This is a genomic window from Pseudomonas sp. BS3767, from assembly GCF_900099665.1.
Taxonomy (GTDB): Bacteria; Pseudomonadota; Gammaproteobacteria; order Pseudomonadales; family Pseudomonadaceae; genus Aquipseudomonas; species Aquipseudomonas cerasi.
The window spans coordinates 78,156-96,644 of record NZ_FNCX01000009.1 but is presented as its reverse complement, the minus strand read 5'-3'; the positions used below and the strand labels follow the sequence as shown (position 1 = coordinate 96,644).

Annotated in this window: 22 protein-coding genes; 10 read left to right on the top strand and 12 right to left on the bottom strand. The window is 60.5% G+C overall.

Annotated elements, in window-relative coordinates:
* Positions 1 to 26 precede the first annotated feature (26 nt).
* Positions 27 to 848 carry a UDP-2,3-diacylglucosamine diphosphatase gene (locus BLR16_RS22585; protein WP_003342638.1) on the top strand — a complete coding sequence of 274 codons (822 nt, stop codon included), beginning with the start codon at positions 27 to 29 and terminating at the stop codon, positions 846 to 848.
* Between the two features lie 10 nt (positions 849 to 858).
* Here the strand turns inward: BLR16_RS22585 and BLR16_RS22580 are convergent, their stop codons facing one another.
* Together BLR16_RS22580 and BLR16_RS22575 are read right to left on the bottom strand one after the other, a co-directional pair.
* Positions 859 to 1,170 carry an Mpo1-like protein gene (locus BLR16_RS22580; protein ID WP_003393857.1) on the bottom strand — a complete coding sequence of 104 codons (312 nt, stop codon included), beginning with the start codon at positions 1,168 to 1,170 and terminating at the stop codon, positions 859 to 861.
* Between the two features lie 191 nt (positions 1,171 to 1,361).
* Positions 1,362 to 2,816, bottom strand: coding sequence for a TrkH family potassium uptake protein (locus BLR16_RS22575; protein ID WP_003369828.1), 1,455 nt, complete (start codon positions 2,814 to 2,816; stop codon positions 1,362 to 1,364).
* Positions 2,817 to 2,989: 173 nt separating this feature from the next.
* Between BLR16_RS22575 and BLR16_RS22570 the strand changes: the two genes are divergently transcribed.
* Entirely contained in the window at positions 2,990 to 3,550 is a 561-nt protein-coding gene (locus tag BLR16_RS22570) for a nitroreductase family protein (protein WP_003369830.1), read from the top strand.
* On the opposite strand, the gene BLR16_RS22565 is transcribed toward BLR16_RS22570, so the two are convergent.
* From BLR16_RS22565 to BLR16_RS22535, 6 genes are all read right to left on the bottom strand, one after another.
* Complete coding sequence (locus tag BLR16_RS22565) at positions 3,551 to 4,900, bottom strand: sensor histidine kinase (RefSeq protein ID WP_074808898.1); 1,350 nt, start codon at positions 4,898 to 4,900, stop codon at positions 3,551 to 3,553. It abuts the gene before it with no gap.
* A gap of 86 nt (positions 4,901 to 4,986) precedes the next feature.
* Positions 4,987 to 5,466 (bottom strand): LTXXQ domain-containing protein, encoded by a 480-nt coding sequence (locus tag BLR16_RS22555; protein WP_074808896.1) that lies wholly within the window; start codon positions 5,464 to 5,466, stop codon positions 4,987 to 4,989.
* 186 nt (positions 5,467 to 5,652) lie between these two features.
* Positions 5,653 to 6,330 (bottom strand): response regulator transcription factor, encoded by a 678-nt coding sequence (locus tag BLR16_RS22550; protein ID WP_003434516.1) that lies wholly within the window; start codon positions 6,328 to 6,330, stop codon positions 5,653 to 5,655.
* Between the two features lie 7 nt (positions 6,331 to 6,337).
* Complete coding sequence (locus tag BLR16_RS22545) at positions 6,338 to 6,751, bottom strand: SH3 domain-containing protein (RefSeq protein WP_054080870.1); 414 nt, start codon at positions 6,749 to 6,751, stop codon at positions 6,338 to 6,340.
* Positions 6,752 to 6,897: 146 nt separating this feature from the next.
* Positions 6,898 to 7,197, bottom strand: a complete 300-nt coding sequence (locus BLR16_RS22540; RefSeq protein WP_003369841.1) for a YciI family protein — start codon at positions 7,195 to 7,197, stop codon at positions 6,898 to 6,900.
* A 1-nt stretch (position 7,198) separates the two neighbouring features.
* Positions 7,199 to 7,795 (bottom strand): septation protein A, encoded by a 597-nt coding sequence (locus BLR16_RS22535; RefSeq protein ID WP_063314180.1) that lies wholly within the window; start codon positions 7,793 to 7,795, stop codon positions 7,199 to 7,201.
* A 65-nt stretch (positions 7,796 to 7,860) separates the two neighbouring features.
* On the opposite strand from BLR16_RS22535, the gene BLR16_RS22530 reads away from it, so the two are divergent.
* From BLR16_RS22530 to arfB, 8 genes are all read left to right on the top strand, one after another.
* Positions 7,861 to 8,724: a PHP domain-containing protein gene (locus BLR16_RS22530; protein WP_003434521.1), complete on the top strand. Its 864-nt coding sequence runs from the start codon at positions 7,861 to 7,863 to the stop codon at positions 8,722 to 8,724.
* Between the two features lie 13 nt (positions 8,725 to 8,737).
* A complete protein-coding gene (locus tag BLR16_RS22525) occupies positions 8,738 to 9,367 on the top strand; it encodes an L-threonylcarbamoyladenylate synthase (RefSeq protein WP_003434523.1) in 630 nt (209 codons plus the stop codon).
* 119 nt (positions 9,368 to 9,486) lie between these two features.
* Complete coding sequence (locus BLR16_RS22520; protein WP_170846047.1) at positions 9,487 to 10,185, top strand: segregation and condensation protein A; 699 nt, start codon at positions 9,487 to 9,489, stop codon at positions 10,183 to 10,185.
* Between the two features lie 15 nt (positions 10,186 to 10,200).
* Positions 10,201 to 10,968, top strand: a complete 768-nt coding sequence (scpB, locus tag BLR16_RS22515) for an SMC-Scp complex subunit ScpB (protein WP_003404130.1) — start codon at positions 10,201 to 10,203, stop codon at positions 10,966 to 10,968.
* Positions 10,969 to 11,272: 304 nt separating this feature from the next.
* The gene (locus BLR16_RS22510; protein ID WP_002554453.1) at positions 11,273 to 11,464 is read left to right on the top strand and encodes a DUF1289 domain-containing protein; all 192 of its coding nucleotides are present in this window, start codon (positions 11,273 to 11,275) and stop codon (positions 11,462 to 11,464) included.
* Between the two features lie 184 nt (positions 11,465 to 11,648).
* A complete protein-coding gene (gene rluB / locus BLR16_RS22505; protein ID WP_003314721.1) occupies positions 11,649 to 12,878 on the top strand; it encodes a 23S rRNA pseudouridine(2605) synthase RluB in 1,230 nt (409 codons plus the stop codon).
* Positions 12,879 to 13,149: 271 nt separating this feature from the next.
* Entirely contained in the window at positions 13,150 to 14,559 is a 1,410-nt protein-coding gene (locus BLR16_RS22495; RefSeq protein WP_054080874.1) for an amino acid permease, read from the top strand.
* A 31-nt stretch (positions 14,560 to 14,590) separates the two neighbouring features.
* Positions 14,591 to 15,004, top strand: coding sequence for an alternative ribosome rescue aminoacyl-tRNA hydrolase ArfB (gene arfB / locus BLR16_RS22490; protein ID WP_003314723.1), 414 nt, complete (start codon positions 14,591 to 14,593; stop codon positions 15,002 to 15,004).
* 232 nt (positions 15,005 to 15,236) lie between these two features.
* On the opposite strand, the gene BLR16_RS22485 is transcribed toward arfB, so the two are convergent.
* The 4 genes from BLR16_RS22485 to phhA all read right to left on the bottom strand — a co-directional run bounded on the left by BLR16_RS22485 (position 15,237) and on the right by phhA (position 18,399).
* A complete protein-coding gene (locus tag BLR16_RS22485) occupies positions 15,237 to 16,439 on the bottom strand; it encodes an MFS transporter (RefSeq protein WP_054080875.1) in 1,203 nt (400 codons plus the stop codon).
* A gap of 137 nt (positions 16,440 to 16,576) precedes the next feature.
* Positions 16,577 to 16,756 (bottom strand): hypothetical protein, encoded by a 180-nt coding sequence (locus BLR16_RS22480; protein ID WP_092194487.1) that lies wholly within the window; start codon positions 16,754 to 16,756, stop codon positions 16,577 to 16,579.
* Positions 16,757 to 17,209: 453 nt separating this feature from the next.
* Positions 17,210 to 17,566 (bottom strand): 4a-hydroxytetrahydrobiopterin dehydratase, encoded by a 357-nt coding sequence (locus BLR16_RS22475; protein WP_003369864.1) that lies wholly within the window; start codon positions 17,564 to 17,566, stop codon positions 17,210 to 17,212.
* A 35-nt stretch (positions 17,567 to 17,601) separates the two neighbouring features.
* A complete protein-coding gene (phhA, locus tag BLR16_RS22470; protein ID WP_054080877.1) occupies positions 17,602 to 18,399 on the bottom strand; it encodes a phenylalanine 4-monooxygenase in 798 nt (265 codons plus the stop codon).
* Between the last annotated feature and the right edge of the window lie 90 nt (positions 18,400 to 18,489).

Sequence of the window (18,489 nt, the reverse complement as noted above, 5' to 3'; positions counted from 1 at the left end):
CTGGAAACCCTGCCGGAGGTCGTCACATGACCAGTGCTCAGCTCGCCACACCCAGCCGCAAACAACGCGTGCGCACCTTGTGGATTTCCGACGTTCACCTGGGCACGCGCGATTGCCAGGCCGAGCACCTCTCCGCGTTTCTCAAGCGCTATCAGGCTGACAAGGTGTATCTGGTCGGCGACATCATCGATGGCTGGAAACTGCGCGGCGGCATGTACTGGCCACAAGCACACACCAACGTGATTCGCCGCTTGCTGACCATGAGCAAGCGCGGTACTGAAGTCATTTACGTCACCGGCAATCACGATGAATTCCTGCGCCGCTACTCCAAGCTGGTGCTGGGCAACATCCAACTGGTCGACGAAGTCGAACACGTGACGGCCGATGGACGTCGCTTTCTGGTCATTCACGGCGACCAGTTCGACGTGATCACCCGTTACCATCGCTGGCTGGCCTTTCTGGGCGACTCGGCCTATGAATTCACCCTGACCCTCAACCGCTGGCTCAACCACTGGCGCGCCAAGTACGGCTATGGCTACTGGTCGCTGTCGGCGTACCTCAAGCACAAGGTCAAAAGTGCGGTGAATTTCATCAGCGATTTCGAGGAAGCCATCGCCCATGAATGCGTGAAGCGCGGGCTGGACGGGGTGGTCTGTGGGCACATCCACCATGCGGAAATCCGTCAGGTGGGCGGCGTGGAATACCTCAACTGCGGCGACTGGGTCGAATCCTGTACCGCCCTGATCGAACACCTGGACGGCAACATCGAGCTATTCCGCCTGGCGGATGCGCATTTGAAGGCGCAACAGGTTGCGGTCGAGGAACCCGCCAGCGAAACGCTTGCCTGAAGCAAGCGGCTTAGAACGGCACCTTGCCCAGGAGCATGTCGCGGTACATCACGAAGTCGCCGAGCAGGCTGTAAAACGGATGCTTGAATGTGGCCGGACGATTCTTCTCGAAAAAGAAATGCCCGGCCCAGGCAAAGCCGTAACCCGCGACCGGCAACAGCCACAACAACCCCCACCGGCCGCTGCCCACACCAAACGCCAGCAGGAAAATCACCAGCGATGTACCGACAAAATGCAGACGCCGACTGGTAGCGCTGCTGTGCTCGGCAAGATAGAAAGGATAGAACTCGGCAAAGCTCGAAAAACGCCTGATGGTATCCACGGTGCCTGTCCTCGTGTGGGTTCTTATTGTTATACACAAATTTAGCCGGCTGTCGTGCCGATGTGGAGTATTCGAGTCCTGCTCATGTTTACGACTATCGTGCCAACGCTCCGCGTGGGAACGATAAATCAAATGCCGTCTTCGCGAATAAGCGAAGCGTCGCTCGGTCCGCTCCGACGCCCAGCCAGACCTCAATGCCGCCAGAATGCCGGTACACAGAGCACCAGCACAGTAATGATTTCCAGACGGCCAAGCAGCATGCCGCCGGACAGAATCCATTTGGCCGCATCCGGCAGGGTAGAGAAATTGCCCGCTGGCCCGATGACCTCACCCAGCCCTGGCCCTACACCCGATACCGTACTGGCAGCGCCGGTCAGCGCCGTCATCCAGTCCAGCCCGAGCAGCGACAGCATCAGCGCGATCAGACAGATAGTAATCGTAAAGAAAAACGAAAAGGTCAGGATCGAGCGCACGATCTCATCGTCCAGCCGATGGCCATTGTATTTCTGCTTCATCACCGCGCGCGGATGGATCAGTTGATTGAGGTTGGTCTTGAGCAGAATGTAGGCCACCTGAAAACGGAAGATCTTCACGCCGCCCGCTGTCGAGCCGGAACAGCCGCCGATAAAGCCCAGATAAAAGAACAGCATCAGCGAGAAATTGCCCCACAGGCTGTAGTCACCCAGTGCAAAACCCGTCGTCGTCACCACCGAGGTCACGTTCAGCGCGACATGGCGCAGCGCTTCGGTCCACGGCAGGTCCGTGGTGTTGGCGTACCAGACCGTCATGACCAGCCAGGTGATCAACAGCAGCCCGATCAGCCCCTGAACCTGCTCATCCTTGATCAACGCCTTGCGATTGCCGCGCAGGGTGGCGACATACAGGGTAAAGGGCAGACTGCCGAGGATCATCACCACGATCGCCACCCAGTGCACCGCCGGTTGCGGCCATTTGGCCAGCGACTGGTCGGACGTGGAGAAGCCGCCGGTGGAAATCGCCGACATCGCATGGTTGATCGCGTCGAACAGACTCATGCCCGCCGCCCAGAAGGCCAGGCTGCCCAGCGCGGTAAAGCCGACATAGGCGAGCACGATGAACTTGGCCACCATGTGCGAGCGGGGCATGACCTTTTCCGAGCGATCCGAGGACTCGGTCTGAAACAGACGCATGCCGCCGATGCGCAGCAAGGGCAGAATCGCCACGGCCATACCGATGAAGCCGATGCCGCCCAGCCAGTGCAGCATCGAACGCCAGATCAGAATGCCCGGTGACATGCTGTCCAGGTTGCTGAGTACTGTCGAACCGGTGGCCGTGATGCCGGACATGCTCTCGAAGAACGAGTCGGTGTAACTGATGTGCTGGGTCAGCAGAAAGGGCAGGGCGGCGAAAATGCACACCACGATCCAGCTGGAGACGGTCAGCATGTACATGTCCCGCGGGCGCAACTGAACGTTGTCGGGACGTCCGGGCACCACCAGCGCCAGGCCGGCGATAAAGGTAATGGCGCTGGCCCACAGGAACTCGCGCAGGTCCTCGAAACGGTCGTAGATGACCAGCGTGGCCATGGGCACGATCATGGCGACAGCCAGGGTGATCAGGAAGATGCCGATAATGAAACCGATGATACGCAAGGTCGGCAACGACATGACAGGCTCTGGCTGGTGTGAGGAAAGGCGCCATTCTACCTGCGCTTGAGGGCATGTAAACCGGCGCCGCCGAGGACCGGCTGCGAGCGCAGAGGTAACGAATTGTCCGTCGCACTCGTTATTGACGCTAAACAGGCTCTAGAATGCTCGATCACTTTTCAAGGAGACAGTCCATGCAGGCGCTCGACGTTTTGCTCAATCGTGTATCGGTTCCACGACTGGTCGACCCGGCCCCGGACGCTGCGCAGCGGGAAATCCTGTTCGGTGCTGCATTGCGCGCGCCGGACCATGGACAGCTCAAGCCGTATCGTTTTCTGACGGTCGAAGGCGCGGCCCGTGACCGCATGGGCGAGATGCTGGCGCAGGCGCTGCAGGAGAGTGGCGCTGAAGTTACCCCGCAGGCGCTGGAAAAGGCCCGTCTTGGCCCATTGCGTGCACCCTTGGTGGTGGTCGTGATCGCGCGCTTGCAGGACCACTTCAAAGTCCCGCACTCGGAACAGCGGATCACCGCCGGATGCGCCGCACATGGCGTGTTGCTGGCAGCGTATGCACTGGGTATCGGTGCGGTCTGGAGGACTGGCGAGCTGTCCTATGCGCCGCAGGTGGCCAAGGGCTTCGGCCTTGAAGCCGGCGAAGAAGTGCTCGGCTTTCTGTACCTGGGCACCCCGCTGAACCCGCCGCGCGAAGCGCCAAAAGTCGATGTGGGCGGGTTTGTCAGCGAGTGGCAGGGCTGATCAGACAGACGATAAACTCAGCGGCTCTCTGGGCAGATCCAGCGCGGCGATAAACCCGCCTTCCGGGTGATTGCCCAGCATCAGGGTGCCGCCATGTCGCTCCGCTGCGCGTTTGGCGATCGCCAGCCCCAGGCCGTGACCGGGCGTGGTCTGGCCGGGGGCGCGGTAAAACGGCTCGCCCAGTTGTGCCAGATGTTCGTCGGCAACCCCCGGACCATGATCGCGGACGCTCAGACGGACGTGATCGCCGACCTGAGTTGCCTGCAGATCGATGCGCTGACCGGAGGGGTTGAAGCGCAGCGCGTTGCGCAGCAGGTTGTCCAGCGCACGTTCGATCATGTCCGGCCAGCCTTTGAACTGCAGGTTGTCCTGCACCTCGACGCGAATGTTCTGGTCGATACCGTCCAGTTGGGTGTCGTTCTTCAGGCGCTGCAGCAGCGCTTCGAGGTCGACAGGCTCAGGGCCGCGAAGCTCGGCGTCGAGGCGCGCCAGGGCCAGGATCTCGCTGATCAGCGCCTCCAGCCGGTCACACTCACGGCCCAACCGTGGCCAGAGCTTTTCACGCTCGGCAGGCTCCGCACGTTCAGCCAGCGCCAGGGCGATGCGCAATCGGGCCAGCGGTGAGCGCAATTCATGAGACACATCGCGCAGCAACTGGCGCTGACTGCCTATCAGGCTTTGCAGGCGCGCGCCCATGCGGTTGAAGTCCTTGGCCAGCACGCCGAACTCGTCACGCCGGTTGGCCAGCTGTCCGAGGCTGTGCTGTTGATAGCTGGTTTGCCCCAGGTCGTGCACTGCACCGCGCAGGCGACTCAGCGGTCGGGTAATCGACAGCGTCACGAACAGGCTGAACAGGGTCAGCACCACCAGCGCAATGCCCAGCGCGCTCAGCGGCCACATCAGACTCTGACGGTGCCATTCGTCGAGCTCCGGGTGCGGAACGCGGTAGATGAACAGGTAGGTTTCGCCGGTCTTCGGGCTGCTGTACTCGGTGGCCAGACGGCGCCAGGGCAGTTTGCGCCCCTGATCGTCGTCTTCCCGCTGCCGCGCTTCCAGAGCTGCGGCGCGCGGCGGGAAGGTGCCACGCACCATCGGCTCGCCGCTGTCGCTGAGCACTTGTGTGTCGATACGATTGCGACGTTTGATGTCCTGAAGAAATTCCTGAGCGTTATCCGCGCCCTTGTCCTCGAAGCGTTGCGTCCACTGCTCGGGCAACGAGTTGAGCACCGGGTGACGACTGAGGATCCACGCATCCTGATTGAGCATGTGCCCCATGAGCACCGACAGGCCGCCTACCAGAGCGATGGCCAGCCAGAAGCTGGCCAGGATTCGCCAGAACAATGAACGCACGGGATTTCCTCGGTCTCAGTAAAAAAGCCCGGCATGCGCGTGCATGCCGGGTTGTGTTCAGCTCATCGGGCCGCGAGGCCTGATGGTTACAGCGCTTTTGCTGCTTTTGCCGCTTTCCAGGCCTTGAATTCGGCCCATTCGGCGCGACGCTCATCTTCTTTCTTCTTGATCTCGTCAAACAGCTTCTGCTGGTCAGGCCTCAGCAGTGCACGAACTTCGCTGTCGGTCTTGGAGCGTTTGGCTTCGATTTCGTCGTGCATTGCTTTCTGGTCGGCAGCAGGCATTTTTTCCAGGTAGCTTTGAGTGATTTCGCGACGCTCGTGCCGTTGCTCGCGCATCAAGCGTTCGATCTGCTGACGCTGTTCACGTGTCAGGTCCAGCTCGGCCATCGGTCCCATCGGGCCAGGGCCGCGATCCATACGTGGGCCAGGGCCGCGGTCATCGCGATCCATGTGCATGGCAGGTGCGTCAGCATCCGGGCCACCGGCAGGTGGCGCTGGTGGTGCGGCCATAGCAATGGTCGGCAGGGCAGTGGCAAACATCAAAGCGATCAGGGTCTTGCGCATTGTGTATCTCCTTGTCTCTAGTGCGGCTCGATGCCGATGAGCCCAGTTTAGGGAGATCAAGGTCAAGCGCAGTCAGCGCTTGGTAAAGCTTGTGTAAGGAGACCGTTGCAAGTTGTCAGCTTAAGGCTACACGCCAGAAGCGCCGGGCTTTCAGCTTGCTGCGTCAGGCTTGCCACGTGAAGCGACTCAAAGCGCGTAGTAATAGCCGCGGCTGCGCAGCGCGACGATGCGTGGGCGGCCATCGGCGTGCGGGCCGATTTTCTTGCGCAGGTTGCTGACGTGCATGTCCAGACTGCGGTCGTACAGGGTCAGTTTGCGGCCCAGGGCCAGTTGCGCCAGTTCCTGCTTGTCCAGCGGTTCGCCGGGCTGGCGCATCAGCGCTTCCAGCAAGCGGCTTTCGGACACCGTGAGGGTCAGCTCCTTTTCGTCGACACTGACCACACCGCGCATCGGGCTGAAGGTCAGGTCGCCCAGTTCTAGCTGGCTGGATGATGCGACCGGATGACTGCGGCGCAGCACGGCGCGCAGGCGGGCAGTGAGTTCGCGAGGGTCGCAGGGCTTTGCCAGGTAATCGTCAGCGCCCAGTTCCAGACCCAGAATGCGGTCCAGCGGCTCGCCGCGTGCCGAGAGCATGACCACCGGCAGGTCGGGGTGGTCGGCACGTAATTGCTTGAGCAACTCCAGACCGCTGCCGTCAGGCAGCATCACGTCCAGCACCACGGCAGCGGGTGCGGCGTCGGCCAATGCCTGACGCGCGCTGGTCCCGTCGTGACAGGCGCGCACCTGAAAGCCTTCCTGGCTCAGCCAACTGCTCAGCAGTTCGCACAGTTCCTGATCATCATCAATTAGTAACAGCTCGCTCATGACTCACTCAATTTAGCCACTGCCGACGTTGCCTACGCCAACCGCTGACCAATATACCGCACAGAAGGGCGAACATCGCAACGCCACCGCCTGCGATGAACCATTGTTGCTGCTCGGTCAGCAGGCGCGGGGGCGCTGCGGACAGTGCTTCTTTGAGCTGCAACTTGAGCTTTTGGTTCTCCTGACGCAAACGTGTCAGCAAGGCGTTGTTGCGTTCCGGATCGGCGTTCTGCAACTGCCGGGTCAATTCTTCGCGCTGCCGCTCGCTGTCCTTGAGACGCACCTGGAGGTCGGCCATCTGGCTGGCGGTGCCTGGCTGATGCAAAGGCTGTACTGCGCCACCTTCACCGACCGTCTCGGCGTTTACCTGCACACTCGCCGTCATCAATATCGCCAACAGACACCACGTCGCTGAACGCATCAGAACTCCCTTTTACCGAGCCGTGTAAATTCGCACATTGAGCAGGTTATCGGCAGGCAGGCGGGAATGATGAATGAAGGGCGGGGCGGCAGGACGGCCCTGCTTCGCTGGAAGCAGGGCGTGCAGGTGTTGTCGGAGGGCGGGGATTAGGGCAGGACTTGCTTGAACGGCTTGACCACGACGTTGGCATAGACGCCAGCGGCAACAAATGGATCGGCTTCGGCCCACGTCTTGGCGGCGCTTTGCGATTCGAACTCGGCAACGATCAGGCTGCCGCTGAAACCGGCAGCGCCGGGGTCGTTGCTGTCGACTGCCGGGTGTGGACCGGCCAGCACCAGACGGCCTTCATCCTTGAGCGCGTTGAGGCGATCGAGGTGCGCCGGGCGAACGCTGAGGCGTTTTTCCAGCGAGTTTTCGACGTCGGTGGCGATGATTGCGTAGAGCATGTCAGTCCTCGGATTTGGTCGTATTGGGAGCGGTATCGTGCAGGTGGCGTGACAGGTAGATTCCCTGGCCGACCAGGAAGATCAGGGTCATGCCCAGGCTGCCGAATACTTTGAAGTCGACCCAGAATTCCTGATAAGTGAAGGCCACATACAGGTTGGCTGCGCCACAGAACAGGAAGAATATGATCCAGGCGATGTTGAGCCGGGTCCAGATCGCTGCCGGCAGGGTCAATGCATGACCCATGATGCGCTGGATAAGCGGACGGTCGCCGATGAAATGACTGCCGGCGAAGGCGATGGCAAACAGCCAGTTGACCACCGGGGCTTTCCATTTCAGGAAGGTTTCGCTGTGGAAGGCCAGGGTCAGGCTGCCGAACACCAGGCACGCCACCAGCGTGAGCCACTGGCTTTTTTCCAGCTTGCGTTGTTTGACGTAGAGAATGCCGTAGACCACCACCGAACTGATGATCAGCATCGCCGTTGCACTGAAAATGCCGCCTACCATATAGGTATTGCCGAGGATATCCACGGCACGCGGCTCGGTTTTGTAAACGATGAAGAACAGGAGCAGCGGGATGAAGTCGATGAATTGTTTCACAATGGCAGCCAGAAGCAGGATGTGGCGGCATAATAACAAACATCAATGAACACGAAAGCATCACTATGAATGTAGACCTGCACTGCCACAGCACCGCTTCCGACGGGGCGCTCTCGCCTACGGCACTGGTTGCGCGTGCTCATGAAAACGGCGTGCGCGTCCTTTCGCTGACCGACCACGATACCCTCGAAGGGCTTGAAGAGGCCCGTGCGGCGGCGCATTCATTGGGTATGCAACTGGTCAACGGGGTGGAGCTGTCCTGCACCTGGGGCGGCGCGACCATCCATATTCTGGGTTACGGATTCGATACCCAGGCCCCGGCGCTGACCGAAGCCATCGGCCGTTTGCATGAAGGACGCTGGCTGCGTGCGGAAGAAATCAGCCGTAAATTGGCGATCAAAGGTATGCCTGGCGCGCTGGAAGGCGCTCGCGCGATTCAGCAGGAGCTGGGTGACAGCGGTAATGCGCCTGCGCGTCCGCACTTTGCCGACTTCATGGTGCGCTCGGGTTTCGTCAAGGATCGCGCCGAGGCATTTCGCAAATGGCTGGGGGCGGGCAAACTGGGCGATGTGAAGCAGCATTGGCCGACGCTGGAGGACACGGTCGCCACCTTGCGGGCGTCGGGTGCGTGGGTCAGCCTTGCGCATCCTTCACATTATGACTTTACCCGCAGCAAACGGCGTAAACTGGTCGGCGATTTCGTCCAGGCCGGTGGGCACGCCATAGAAGTGGTCAATGGCATGCAGCCTGCCGATCAGGTCGGAACCCTGGCCATCCTTGCACGCGAGTTCGGTCTGCTGGTCTCTGCCGGCAGCGACTTCCACGGTCCTGGCACCTGGGGCGAGATCGGTACTTATCGTCCCGTGCCTGAAGATCTACCGCCTTTGTGGTGCAGATTCAAACATGAACAGCCTACTGCCGCCGTCTGAACAGGAAGTAATCGTGAGTCAATTTTTCCAGGTCCATCCGGAAAACCCGCAGCCGCGCCTGATCAAACAGGCCGCTGAAATCATCAAGGCCGGCGGGCTGGTGGTGTACCCGACAGATTCGTCCTATGCACTGGGCTGCCAGATCGGTGACAAGAGCGCCATCGAGCGCATCCGCCGCCTGCGCCAGCTGGACGACAAGCACAACTTCACCCTGATGTGCTGCGACCTGTCGCAGTTGGGGCTGTTTGCCAAGGTCGACACCGGCGCGTTCCGTGCACTGAAGGCACACACGCCCGGGCCGTACACCTTCATTCTCAATGCCACCCGTGAGGTGCCGCGCCTGGTGCTGCACCCCAAGCGCCGCACCATCGGCCTGCGGGTGCCAAGCCATCCCATCGCCCAGGCCCTGCTGGAGCAATTGGGTGAGCCGCTGATGAGCGTCAGCCTGATCATGCCGGGCGACAGCGTGCCGCTCAGCGATCCCTACGAGATGCGCCAGATTCTCGAGCATCAGGTCGACCTGATCATCGACGGCGGGATCGGCGGTATTTCGGCGTCCACGGTCATTAACCTGGCCGAGGGTGAACCTCAGGTCGTTCGGGTCGGCTGTGGTGATCCGACGCCGTTCGGTGAACGCGCCTGATGACAGCCGTCGAGGCAGTGGACAGCCAGGCAGACGCCCAGCAGGAACTGCCGTTCGCGCTGGTCTACGGGCGTGCTGTCACGCAGATGCCGCTCGACCTGTACATCCCGCCCGACGCGCTGGAGGTCTTTCTCGAAGCGTTCGAAGGCCCGCTTGACCTGCTGTTGTACCTGATCCGCAAACAGAACATCGACATCCTCGATATTCCCGTTGCCGAGATCACCAAGCAGTACATGGGTTACGTCGAGCTGATGAAAACCGTGCGCCTGGAGCTGGCTGCCGAGTATCTGGTCATGGCCGCCATGCTGGCCGAGATCAAATCGCGCATGCTGTTGCCGCGCTCGGCGGAAGTCGAAGAGGAAGAAGGCGATCCACGCGCCGAGCTGATTCGCCGCTTGCAGGAATACGAACGCTTCAAGGTCGCCGCCGAGGGTATCGACGGGCTGAGCCGGGTGGGCCGCGATGTCATCGTGCCGAAACTGGACGCTCCCGAAGCCCGCGCACGCAAGTTGCTGCCGGATGTCAGCCTTGAAGAAGTGCTGATGTCGATGGCCGAAGTACTGCACCGTGGCGACATGTTCGAAAGCCACCAGGTCAGCCGCGAGGCACTGTCCACCCGCGAGCGCATGAGCGATGTCCTGGAACGTCTCAAGGGCGGCGGTTTTGTGCCGTTCGCCGAGCTGTTTACCGCCGAAGAGGGGCGTCTGGGTGTGGTCGTGACGTTCATGGCGGTGCTTGAGCTGGTCAAGGAGTCACTTGTCGAACTGGTCCAAAACGAGCCCTTTGCGGCGATCCATGTCCGGGCGCGAGCCGAGTAGAGCAAGAACACACCCATGAACCTCAACGAACCCCGCGAACTGGCCCCGCTGCTTGAAGCATTTCTGCTGGCCTCCGGAAAACCGCAGACGCTGGAGCGCCTTTATGAGTTGTTCGAGGAAGGTGAGCGCCCTGAGCCTCCGGTGTTCAAAAAGGCACTCGAGGTGTTGCGCAAGTCCTGTGAGGGGCGCGCCTTCGAGCTCAAGGAAGTGGCATCGGGTTATCGCCTGCAGATTCGTGACCGCTTCTCGCCGTGGGTCGGGCGGTTGTGGGAAGAGCGGCCGCAGCGTTACTCCCGAGCCATGCTTGAGACCCTCGCGCTGATCGCTTACCGCCAGCCGATCACGCGGGGCGAGATCGAAGATGTCCGTGGTGTCGCGGTCAACAGCCACATCGTCAAGACTCTGCTCGAGCGCGAGTGGATTCGTGTGGTGGGCTACCGGGATGTGCCCGGCAAACCGGCCATGTTCGCGACCACCAAAGGCTTTCTCGACCACTTCAATCTCAAAAGCCTCGACGAGCTGCCGCCGCTGGCCGACCTGCGCGAGATGGAAACCGAGCCGGTGCTGGATTTCGAAGAGGCACCGGTGCCTGCGCACCTGCAAGCCCTGGCCGACGCCAGCCTCGACCCGGACGCAGAGCCGGAAGCCCCGCGTGACGAAACCAGCTTCCGCAGCCTGCTGGTGGAACTGGACTCGATGGAGCAGGGCCTCAAGACCGACTTCGACGACCTGCTGCGCGCGGAGCCAGAGCCTGAAGACGACAAAGGCGACGATGAGGTCTGATTGACTCGCGCTCACACGCTGAAGCGTTCAGCGTGATACACAAGTCTCGTGGGAGCGAGCTTGCTCGCGAAGGCGATGGTGCAGGCTCGCTATTTTCGGATTCTGTGCGGGCCCTTTCGCGAGCAAGCTCGCTCCCACATGACCTGTATGTAGCCATGAGCGCTCTGCGTCCTATTGATACCTCGTCCTGGGGCGTGCAGAACGATAATCAGGACTGTCGTGCCAACGCCCAGCGCATTTCGGTCGAATTCATACGCCAGCCCAGGGTCACATCTGATACCACTCGCCATGAGATTCGCTGCCCATGAGTTCGACCAAGAACCCCTGCATCAGCCTGTGCAAGTTCGATGATGACATTTGTCTGGGATGCGGCCGCAGCAAGCGCGAAATCAAGGCCTGGAAGAAACTCGACAAGGACGACAAGCGCACGGTGCTCGAGGAGTCTGCCAAGCGGCTGGCCAAGCTCAAGACCGCCGGTCGTAAAAAGAAGAAGTGATTCGGGCATTTGCCGTTGACGCCGGATGCGTAAACCGGCGCAGGGGCGTATGATGGCCGACCCTCGGCGATCAAGTGTCGCCCGGGCTTTCAAGTATTTCGCCTTGCCGCTATCCACAGCGCGCCGGGCACAGGTCTTGCCGGTTCTCGGCCAGCCCTGATTCGACACACCGGGAGGTGCCCAGATGAGTGAAAAAGACAAGCAGGACAGCCAGGAAATCGGACCCGCAGGCGAAAAGCTGCAGAAGGTTCTGGCGCGCATTGGCGTGGGTTCACGCCGTGACGTGGAAGCCTGGATTACCCAAGGCCGTATCAAGGTCAACGGCAAGGACGCGACCCTCGGTCAACGCGTCGACCTGCATGACGCCATCAGTGTCGATGGTCGCGTCATCAAGCGCGAAGAAGCGGCCGAAACGGTCCGTCGCGTCATCATGTACAACAAGCCCGATGGTGAAATCTGCACCCGTGACGACCCGGAAGGCCGTCCGACCGTGTTCGACCGTCTGCCGCGTCCGAAGGAAGGCCGCTGGATCAACATCGGTCGTCTCGACATCAACACCACCGGCCTGCTGATGTTCACCACCGACGGTGAACTCGCCAACCGCCTGATGCACCCGTCGTTTGAAATGGACCGTGAATACGCGGTTCGTGTGCGTGGCGAAGTCGATGACGACATGCTGCTGCGCCTCAAGAATGGCGTGATTCTCGAAGACGGTCCTGCACGCTTCACCGATATCCAGCAGGCACCGGGCGGCGAAGGCTTCAACCACTGGTATCACTGCGTGGTGATGGAAGGCCGTAACCGCGAAGTGCGTCGTCTCTGGGAATCCCAGGGGCTGGTGGTCAGCCGCCTGAAGCGCGTGCGTTACGGACCGGTGTTCCTCAACTCCGACCTGCCGATGGGCCGCTGGCGCGAAATGAGCCAGTACGAAGTCGATATTCTGGCAGCTGAAGTTGGTCTGCAACCTGTGGCCCAGCCGCAGATGAATGCCAAGACCAAAGACAAGATGGAGCGTCTGCAGCGTCAATCGTCGCGCCCTCTGGGCAAAGGCGAGCGTGTTCGTACCTTGCGTCCGGCGGCTGGTGCTCCGGCGACCGGCGGCGAGCGCGCACCGCGTCAGCCGCAGATCACCGGCAGCGAGCGCGATCGTCCGCGCGGTGGCGATTCGACTCAGCGTCCTTCGCCGCGCAAGGATTCGGGCAAGCCCGGTTCACGCGCGCCGCGTCCGGCCGACAACAGCCGTGGTACGCCGGTCGCCGAGCGTCCGAGCGACATGAACAAGCGTCCGGCCAAGCCGGGCCCGAAGCGTGTCGGCATCAAGCTGGTCAACGATGATGCGCCGTCAGGCAAACGTCGTGGCCCACCGGCAGGTTCAGGTCAGCGTCCAGGCTTCGGTCGTCGCAAGCCTGAGTGATCGCTCGGTGTGAATGAATGGCAACGCCAGTCCACAGGGCTGGCGTTGTCGTTTTCGGCGCTCTGAAAAGCGCTGTCACACTGCGGTCACGCATCGACCTTCCGGTTTTGAACCTCAGCCGGAATGCCCGTGTACAATGCTGCGCTTTTTTCTGTGAAACAGTGCTGTTCAACGCTCCGGGCCATCCGCCTCGAACGCTGCAATTCTGTTGCGTCACAAGCGCAGCAGGTTCTATTTCGTCACAGCACAAGATCGATCAGGTGGCTATTGAATGAGTGAAACAACCTCACCCTCGGGCGAACTGAAACGCGGCCTGAAGAATCGACACATCCAGTTGATCGCCTTGGGCGGTGCCATCGGGACGGGCCTGTTTCTCGGCTCGGCGGGCGTGCTGAAATCAGCCGGGCCGTCGATGATTCTCGGTTATGCCATCTGCGGCTTCATCGCCTTCATGATCATGCGCCAGCTGGGCGAGATGATCGTCGAAGAGCCGGTCGCCGGGTCGTTCAGCCACTTCGCGCACAACTACTGGGGCGGTTTCGCCGGGTTCCTGTCGGGCTGGAATTGCTGGCTGCTGTACATTTTGGTCGGCATGTCCGAGTTGACCGCTGTCGGCAAATACATCCATTACTGGTTGCCGGACATCCCGGGCTGGGTATCCGCAGCGGCCTTCTTCGTGCTGATCAATGCCATCAACCTGACCAACGTCAAGGTGTTCGGCGAGACCGAGTTCTGGTTCGCGATCATCAAGGTGGTGGCGATCATCGGCATGATCGCGCTGGGCAGTTACATGCTGGTCAGTGGCAGCGGTGGCCCGCAGGCCTCGGTGACTAACCTCTGGGAGCATGGCGGGTTTTTCCCTAACGGCGTCGGCGGCTTGGTGATGGCGCTGGCAATCATCATGTTCTCCTTCGGCGGGCTGGAGATGCTCGGTTTCACCGCTGCCGAAGCCGAACAGCCGAAGACCGTGATCCCCAAGGCAATCAACCAGGTCATCTACCGCATCCTGATTTTCTACATCGGCGCGCTGGTGGTGCTGTTGTCGCTGACGCCCTGGGACAGCCTGCTGGCCAGTCTCAATGCGTCTGGCGATTCCTACAGCGGCAGCCCGTTCGTGCAGGTGTTCTCGATGCTGGGCAGCGACACGGCGGCGCATATTCTTAACTTCGTGGTGCTCACAGCGGCACTGTCTGTGTACAACAGCGGCACCTACTGCAACAGCCGCATGCTGGTGGGCATGGCCGAGCAGGGCGATGCACCCAGGGCGTTGGCCCAGGTCGACAGGCGCGGGGTGCCGGTCAAGGCGATTTTCGCCTCTGCCGCGGTGACACTGGTTGCGGTGCTGCTCAACTATTTCGTGCCGCAGCAGGCGCTGGAACTGTTGATGTCGCTGGTGGTGGCCACGCTGGTGATCAACTGGGCGATGATCAGCTACTCGCACCTGAAATTCCGCCAGCACATGAATCGGACCGCGCAAGTGCCGCTGTTCAAGGCGCTGTGGTATCCCTATGGCAACTATGTGTGCCTGGCGTTTGTGGTGTTTATCCTCGGCATCATGCTGATGATCCCCGGCATCCGCATATCGGTGTACGCGATACCAGTCTGGCTGGCGGTGATGTGGGTCTGTTATCGGGCCAAAAACAGGCGTAGCGTTATCGTGCCTGCCCAGTCCGGCAAGTAGCCTTGCCCGTTGCCGAGAAGAAGATAACCCGATGCTGGTGATTTCCAACAACGTCCATCTGCCTGACGCCGAGATCGAATTGACTGCTATCCGTGCCCAGGGCGCAGGAGGGCAGAACGTCAACAAGGTCTCCAGCGCCGTGCATTTGCGTTTCGACATCAATGCCTCGTCGCTGCCGCCGTTCTACAAGGAACGGCTGCTGGCGTTGAGTGACAGCCGGATTACCAGCGACGGCGTGATCGTGCTCAAAGCCCAGCAGTATCGAACCCAGGAGCAGAACCGTGCCGATGCGTTGCTGCGTTTGAGTGAGCTGATCGTCAACGCGGCCAAGGTCGAAAAGAAGCGCCGCCCGACCCGCCCGACCCTCGGCTCCAAGACCCGACGCCTGGAGTCCAAGAGCAAACGCGGCTCGATCAAGGCCGGACGCGGGAAAGTGGATTTCTGAAGTGTTTTTCAGTCTCGTGCCACGCTGGAGCGCTTATCGCTATACATAAGTCCGCTCTTGATTCTGGCCGCAGGCCGTGCGGACTTGTTCGCGAAAGGGCCCGTGCCGTCGCAGAAAATTTAGCGTTCAAAACAATGCCTTCGCGAACAAGTTCGCTCCCACGCCCTGTGGGCAGAAGCCTGAAAACTCCGCTTTCCGGGCTATTCAGGACCTGTATAGCTATGAGCACCGATCATCGCTGGCGCAACACCTGCGCCTGCTTGTAGAGATAAACGCTCAACGCCAGCCCGGTAAGTGACGCCAGTGCCGCGAACAGGAAGATCGAGACGAAGCCGAAGCCGGCAGCAATCGCGCCTGCCAGTGGCCCGGTGATGCCCAGTGACAGGTCGATGAACAGCGAATAAGCGCCTACTGCTGCGCCTCGGCTTGACGCCGGGACCAGATTGACCGCTTCCACACCCAGCGCCGGGAACACCAGCGAGAACCCGAAACCGGTCAGCGCCGCGCCAGCCAGTGCCAGGTTTGGAGTGGGTGCCAGCCACAGCAGCAACAGGCCCAGGCTTTCCACCGATAGACAGACAATCGCCACTCGAAAGCCGCCCAGGCGATTGATCAGGTTGCCGAACAGCAGGCGCGCGGCGATGAAGCTGCCGCCAAACAGCGTCAGGCACAGCGCGGCATTCGGCCAGTGGTTGCTGGCGTAATACAGGGTGATGAACGTCGCGATAGTGCCGAAACCGATACCGCCCAGCGCGAGGCCCATGCCATGCGGAAACACTCGCCCCAGCACATGCATGAACGGCAGTCGCTCACCCTGCACAATCGGCGCGGGCTCTTTGTGCCATGTCAGGTAAAGCCCCAGCGCGCACAGCAGCATGATGCTCACGCCCACTGTCCACAGGCCGAGTTCGTCAACCATCCACACACCTAATGGCGCACCAATGGCCAGCGCGCCGTAGCTGGCGATACCATTCCAGGAAATGACCTTGGCGGTGTTCTGCGCGCCGACCCGGCCTATGCCCCAGCCAATCGAACCCGAACCGACCAGGCTTTCCGCGGCACCGAGGATCACCCGGCCAATCAGCAGAATCACCAGGCTCGCCATCGGCCAACTGTCCAGCCATACCGGCACCAGCATGAACACACCGCTCAGCCCGCAGCCGGTCAGCCCGATCTGCACGGCCTTCTTGCTGCCCAGATTGTCGATGATGCGACTTGCCCAGGGCCGACTGATCAGCGTGGCCAGGTATTGCACGCTGATGACCAGTCCTGCGATGACTGCACCGAAGCCCAGATCACTGTGGACGTAGCCGGGCAGAACGGCGAGGGGAATGCCGATGTTCAGGTAGCCGATGAAGGTGAACATCACAATGGAAACGACGGTCAGGGTGACGGCCATCGGGGTTTGCGGTGTGTTTTTCGGTGTCTCGGACATGGGGCGGGCTTTCATTCTGTGCGGGCATGGCGTTCGAGCGGGCAGGGAAAAACCCTTAGCAAGCTCTCGAAGTGCTCATCATACCGATGCATCGGGTGATGCAGGTGCAACAGATTGAAATAAACGTGAATGGAAGGTTATTCGTGCCTGGGTGCCACAAGGTGTGTGGTCACGAGGGCGGCCAGGGCGTTTTCCTGAGTACCGAAGCGGGCGAGCAGGGCGCTCTGTTTTTCCGGGCTGAGGCGTGACCAGATCTCGATCATTTTCTCGGCGGTGCCAATCAGGGCGCTGGTTTGCGTTTCAGTGAAGTCGCTCATAAGAATCTGCTGTTTGCCTGTTGCTGGTTTTCCAGGCGTATTGAAAACCGGCAAAACCGTTTTTCGATACGCCTGAAAACAATCGCCTTCAGTCTTTGCGTCCGGCTTTCTGGCTGTCTTGAGCCGAGGGTGCTGCTTTCATTGCGACAGGTTGACCAAGCTCTTGCTGAGCCAGAGTCGACTGTTGTGGTTCCTGTTGGCCTGGTGGGAAGTTAGGGATTTCATGCATCGTCGTCGCTCCTCGCAAGGGGTTGCAGATAGAACCGTGCTTTAAAAAGCCTGCGCAGGATAACCCACCGAAAATGACAATCAGGATATTTTTTTACCCCGATTGCCCTGATCGTGAAACAAAATGGCTTTTTTACTGTCCGGCTTTTTATCTCGCGAGGCGCTGACGAGCTTGATTTCATTGGGCCGGACCGCGTGAGCAGGGGCCGCGGCCCGTTGAACATTTTATTTTCGGCCTTCTGCATCCTTGGCCACTTCGTCAGTGCGCGCGGCCATGATGAAATCGTTGCGGTGCAGGCCCTTGATCGAGTGGCTCCACCAGGTCACGGTCACTTTGCCCCACTCGGTCAACAGGCCCGGGTGATGGCCTTCCGCTTCGGCAATTTCGCCCACCGCGTTGGTGAACGCCAGCGCCCATTTGAAATTCTTGAACAGAAACACTTTTTCCAGCTGCATCACCGCGTCGCGGACCTCGATGTTCCAGTCCGGGATCTGCTTGAGCAGTTCCGGCAATTCGGCTTCGCTGACCTGCGGCGCGTCGGCACGGCAGGCTTCACAGTGAGCTTGATTCAAGGTGGTCATAAGCAGAGGGTCCTTTTCGGATAGCGGGCCGAGGGTCAGGCGGCGTGGCTTTTGGTTTTAGGTGGAAATTTGGGAGCGTGCAAGCCCAACTGCATGCCTTGCCCGACCAGCGCCATGATGTCTTGCTGCGCCAGATCGAACAGACGCTTCAAATCCGGCAGGACAAAGTACAGCGGTTGCAGAATGTCGATGCGATACGGTGTGCGCATCGCTTCAAGCGGATCGAAAGGCTGGTGTTCGGGGGCTGACGACAAGCTGTAAACCGCCTCTTTTGGCGAAGAAAGAATACCGCCGCCGTAGATTTTCCGTCCTTGTGGTGTGTCGACCAGGCCGAACTCGATGGTCATCCAGTACAGCCGGGCCAGGTACACGCGTTGTTCCTTGCTCGCGCTCAGGCCGAGTTTGCCGTAGGTGTGGGTGAATTCGGCAAACCATGGATTGGTCAGCAGCGGGCAGTGGCCAAATATTTCATGAAAGATGTCCGGTTCCTGCAGGTAGTCCAGTTCTTCTGCGGTACGAATGAACGTCGCCACCGGAAAACGCTTGCTGGCCAGCAGCTCAAAGAACGTCTGGAAGGGGATCAGCGCGGGCACTCGCTCGACCTGCCAGCCAGTGGTCGCGCCCAGAACCTTGTTGATTTCGCCTAGCTGCGGGATGCGGTCGAGCGGCAGGCCCAGTTGTTCGATGCCGTCCAGATACTCCTGACAGGCACGCCCTTCGATGATGCTCATCTGCCGGGTGATCAGGGTGTTCCAAACCGCATGTTCGTCCGCCGTGTAATCGATGAAACCCGAAGCGTCCGGCTCGCGTGCCACGTAAAGCGTCTGGGCCATGCTGATGTCCTCGAAAGGCTGCTGTTTTTAAAGTGTTCTTGTCAAAGCCTGTGGTCAGGAATAACCCGGTTTCGAAGGTACGTCAGCGGC

What these genes read in the sequence shown, in the direction of transcription:
- BLR16_RS22555 (WP_074808896.1), bottom strand. Translation starts at nt 5,466, where the DNA reads ATGCGCAAGACCCTGATCGCTTTGATGTTTGCCACTGCCCTGCCGACC.
- BLR16_RS22510 (WP_002554453.1), top strand. Translation starts at nt 11,273, where the DNA reads ATGAGTTCGACCAAGAACCCCTGCATCAGCCTGTGCAAGTTCGATGAT.
- BLR16_RS22485 (WP_054080875.1), bottom strand. Translation starts at nt 16,439, where the DNA reads ATGTCCGAGACACCGAAAAACACACCGCAAACCCCGATGGCCGTCACC.
- BLR16_RS22475 (WP_003369864.1), bottom strand. Translation starts at nt 17,566, where the DNA reads ATGACCACCTTGAATCAAGCTCACTGTGAAGCCTGCCGTGCCGACGCG.
- BLR16_RS22530 (WP_003434521.1), top strand. Translation starts at nt 7,861, where the DNA reads ATGAATGTAGACCTGCACTGCCACAGCACCGCTTCCGACGGGGCGCTC.
- BLR16_RS22585 (WP_003342638.1), top strand. Translation starts at nt 27, where the DNA reads ATGACCAGTGCTCAGCTCGCCACACCCAGCCGCAAACAACGCGTGCGC.
- rluB (WP_003314721.1), top strand. Translation starts at nt 11,649, where the DNA reads ATGAGTGAAAAAGACAAGCAGGACAGCCAGGAAATCGGACCCGCAGGC.
- BLR16_RS22495 (WP_054080874.1), top strand. Translation starts at nt 13,150, where the DNA reads ATGAGTGAAACAACCTCACCCTCGGGCGAACTGAAACGCGGCCTGAAG.
- BLR16_RS22480 (WP_092194487.1), bottom strand. Translation starts at nt 16,756, where the DNA reads ATGAGCGACTTCACTGAAACGCAAACCAGCGCCCTGATTGGCACCGCC.
- BLR16_RS22540 (WP_003369841.1), bottom strand. Translation starts at nt 7,197, where the DNA reads ATGCTCTACGCAATCATCGCCACCGACGTCGAAAACTCGCTGGAAAAA.
- BLR16_RS22575 (WP_003369828.1), bottom strand. Translation starts at nt 2,816, where the DNA reads ATGTCGTTGCCGACCTTGCGTATCATCGGTTTCATTATCGGCATCTTC.
- arfB (WP_003314723.1), top strand. Translation starts at nt 14,591, where the DNA reads ATGCTGGTGATTTCCAACAACGTCCATCTGCCTGACGCCGAGATCGAA.
- BLR16_RS22570 (WP_003369830.1), top strand. Translation starts at nt 2,990, where the DNA reads ATGCAGGCGCTCGACGTTTTGCTCAATCGTGTATCGGTTCCACGACTG.
- BLR16_RS22545 (WP_054080870.1), bottom strand. Translation starts at nt 6,751, where the DNA reads ATGCGTTCAGCGACGTGGTGTCTGTTGGCGATATTGATGACGGCGAGT.
- scpB (WP_003404130.1), top strand. Translation starts at nt 10,201, where the DNA reads ATGAACCTCAACGAACCCCGCGAACTGGCCCCGCTGCTTGAAGCATTT.
- phhA (WP_054080877.1), bottom strand. Translation starts at nt 18,399, where the DNA reads ATGGCCCAGACGCTTTACGTGGCACGCGAGCCGGACGCTTCGGGTTTC.
- BLR16_RS22550 (WP_003434516.1), bottom strand. Translation starts at nt 6,330, where the DNA reads ATGAGCGAGCTGTTACTAATTGATGATGATCAGGAACTGTGCGAACTG.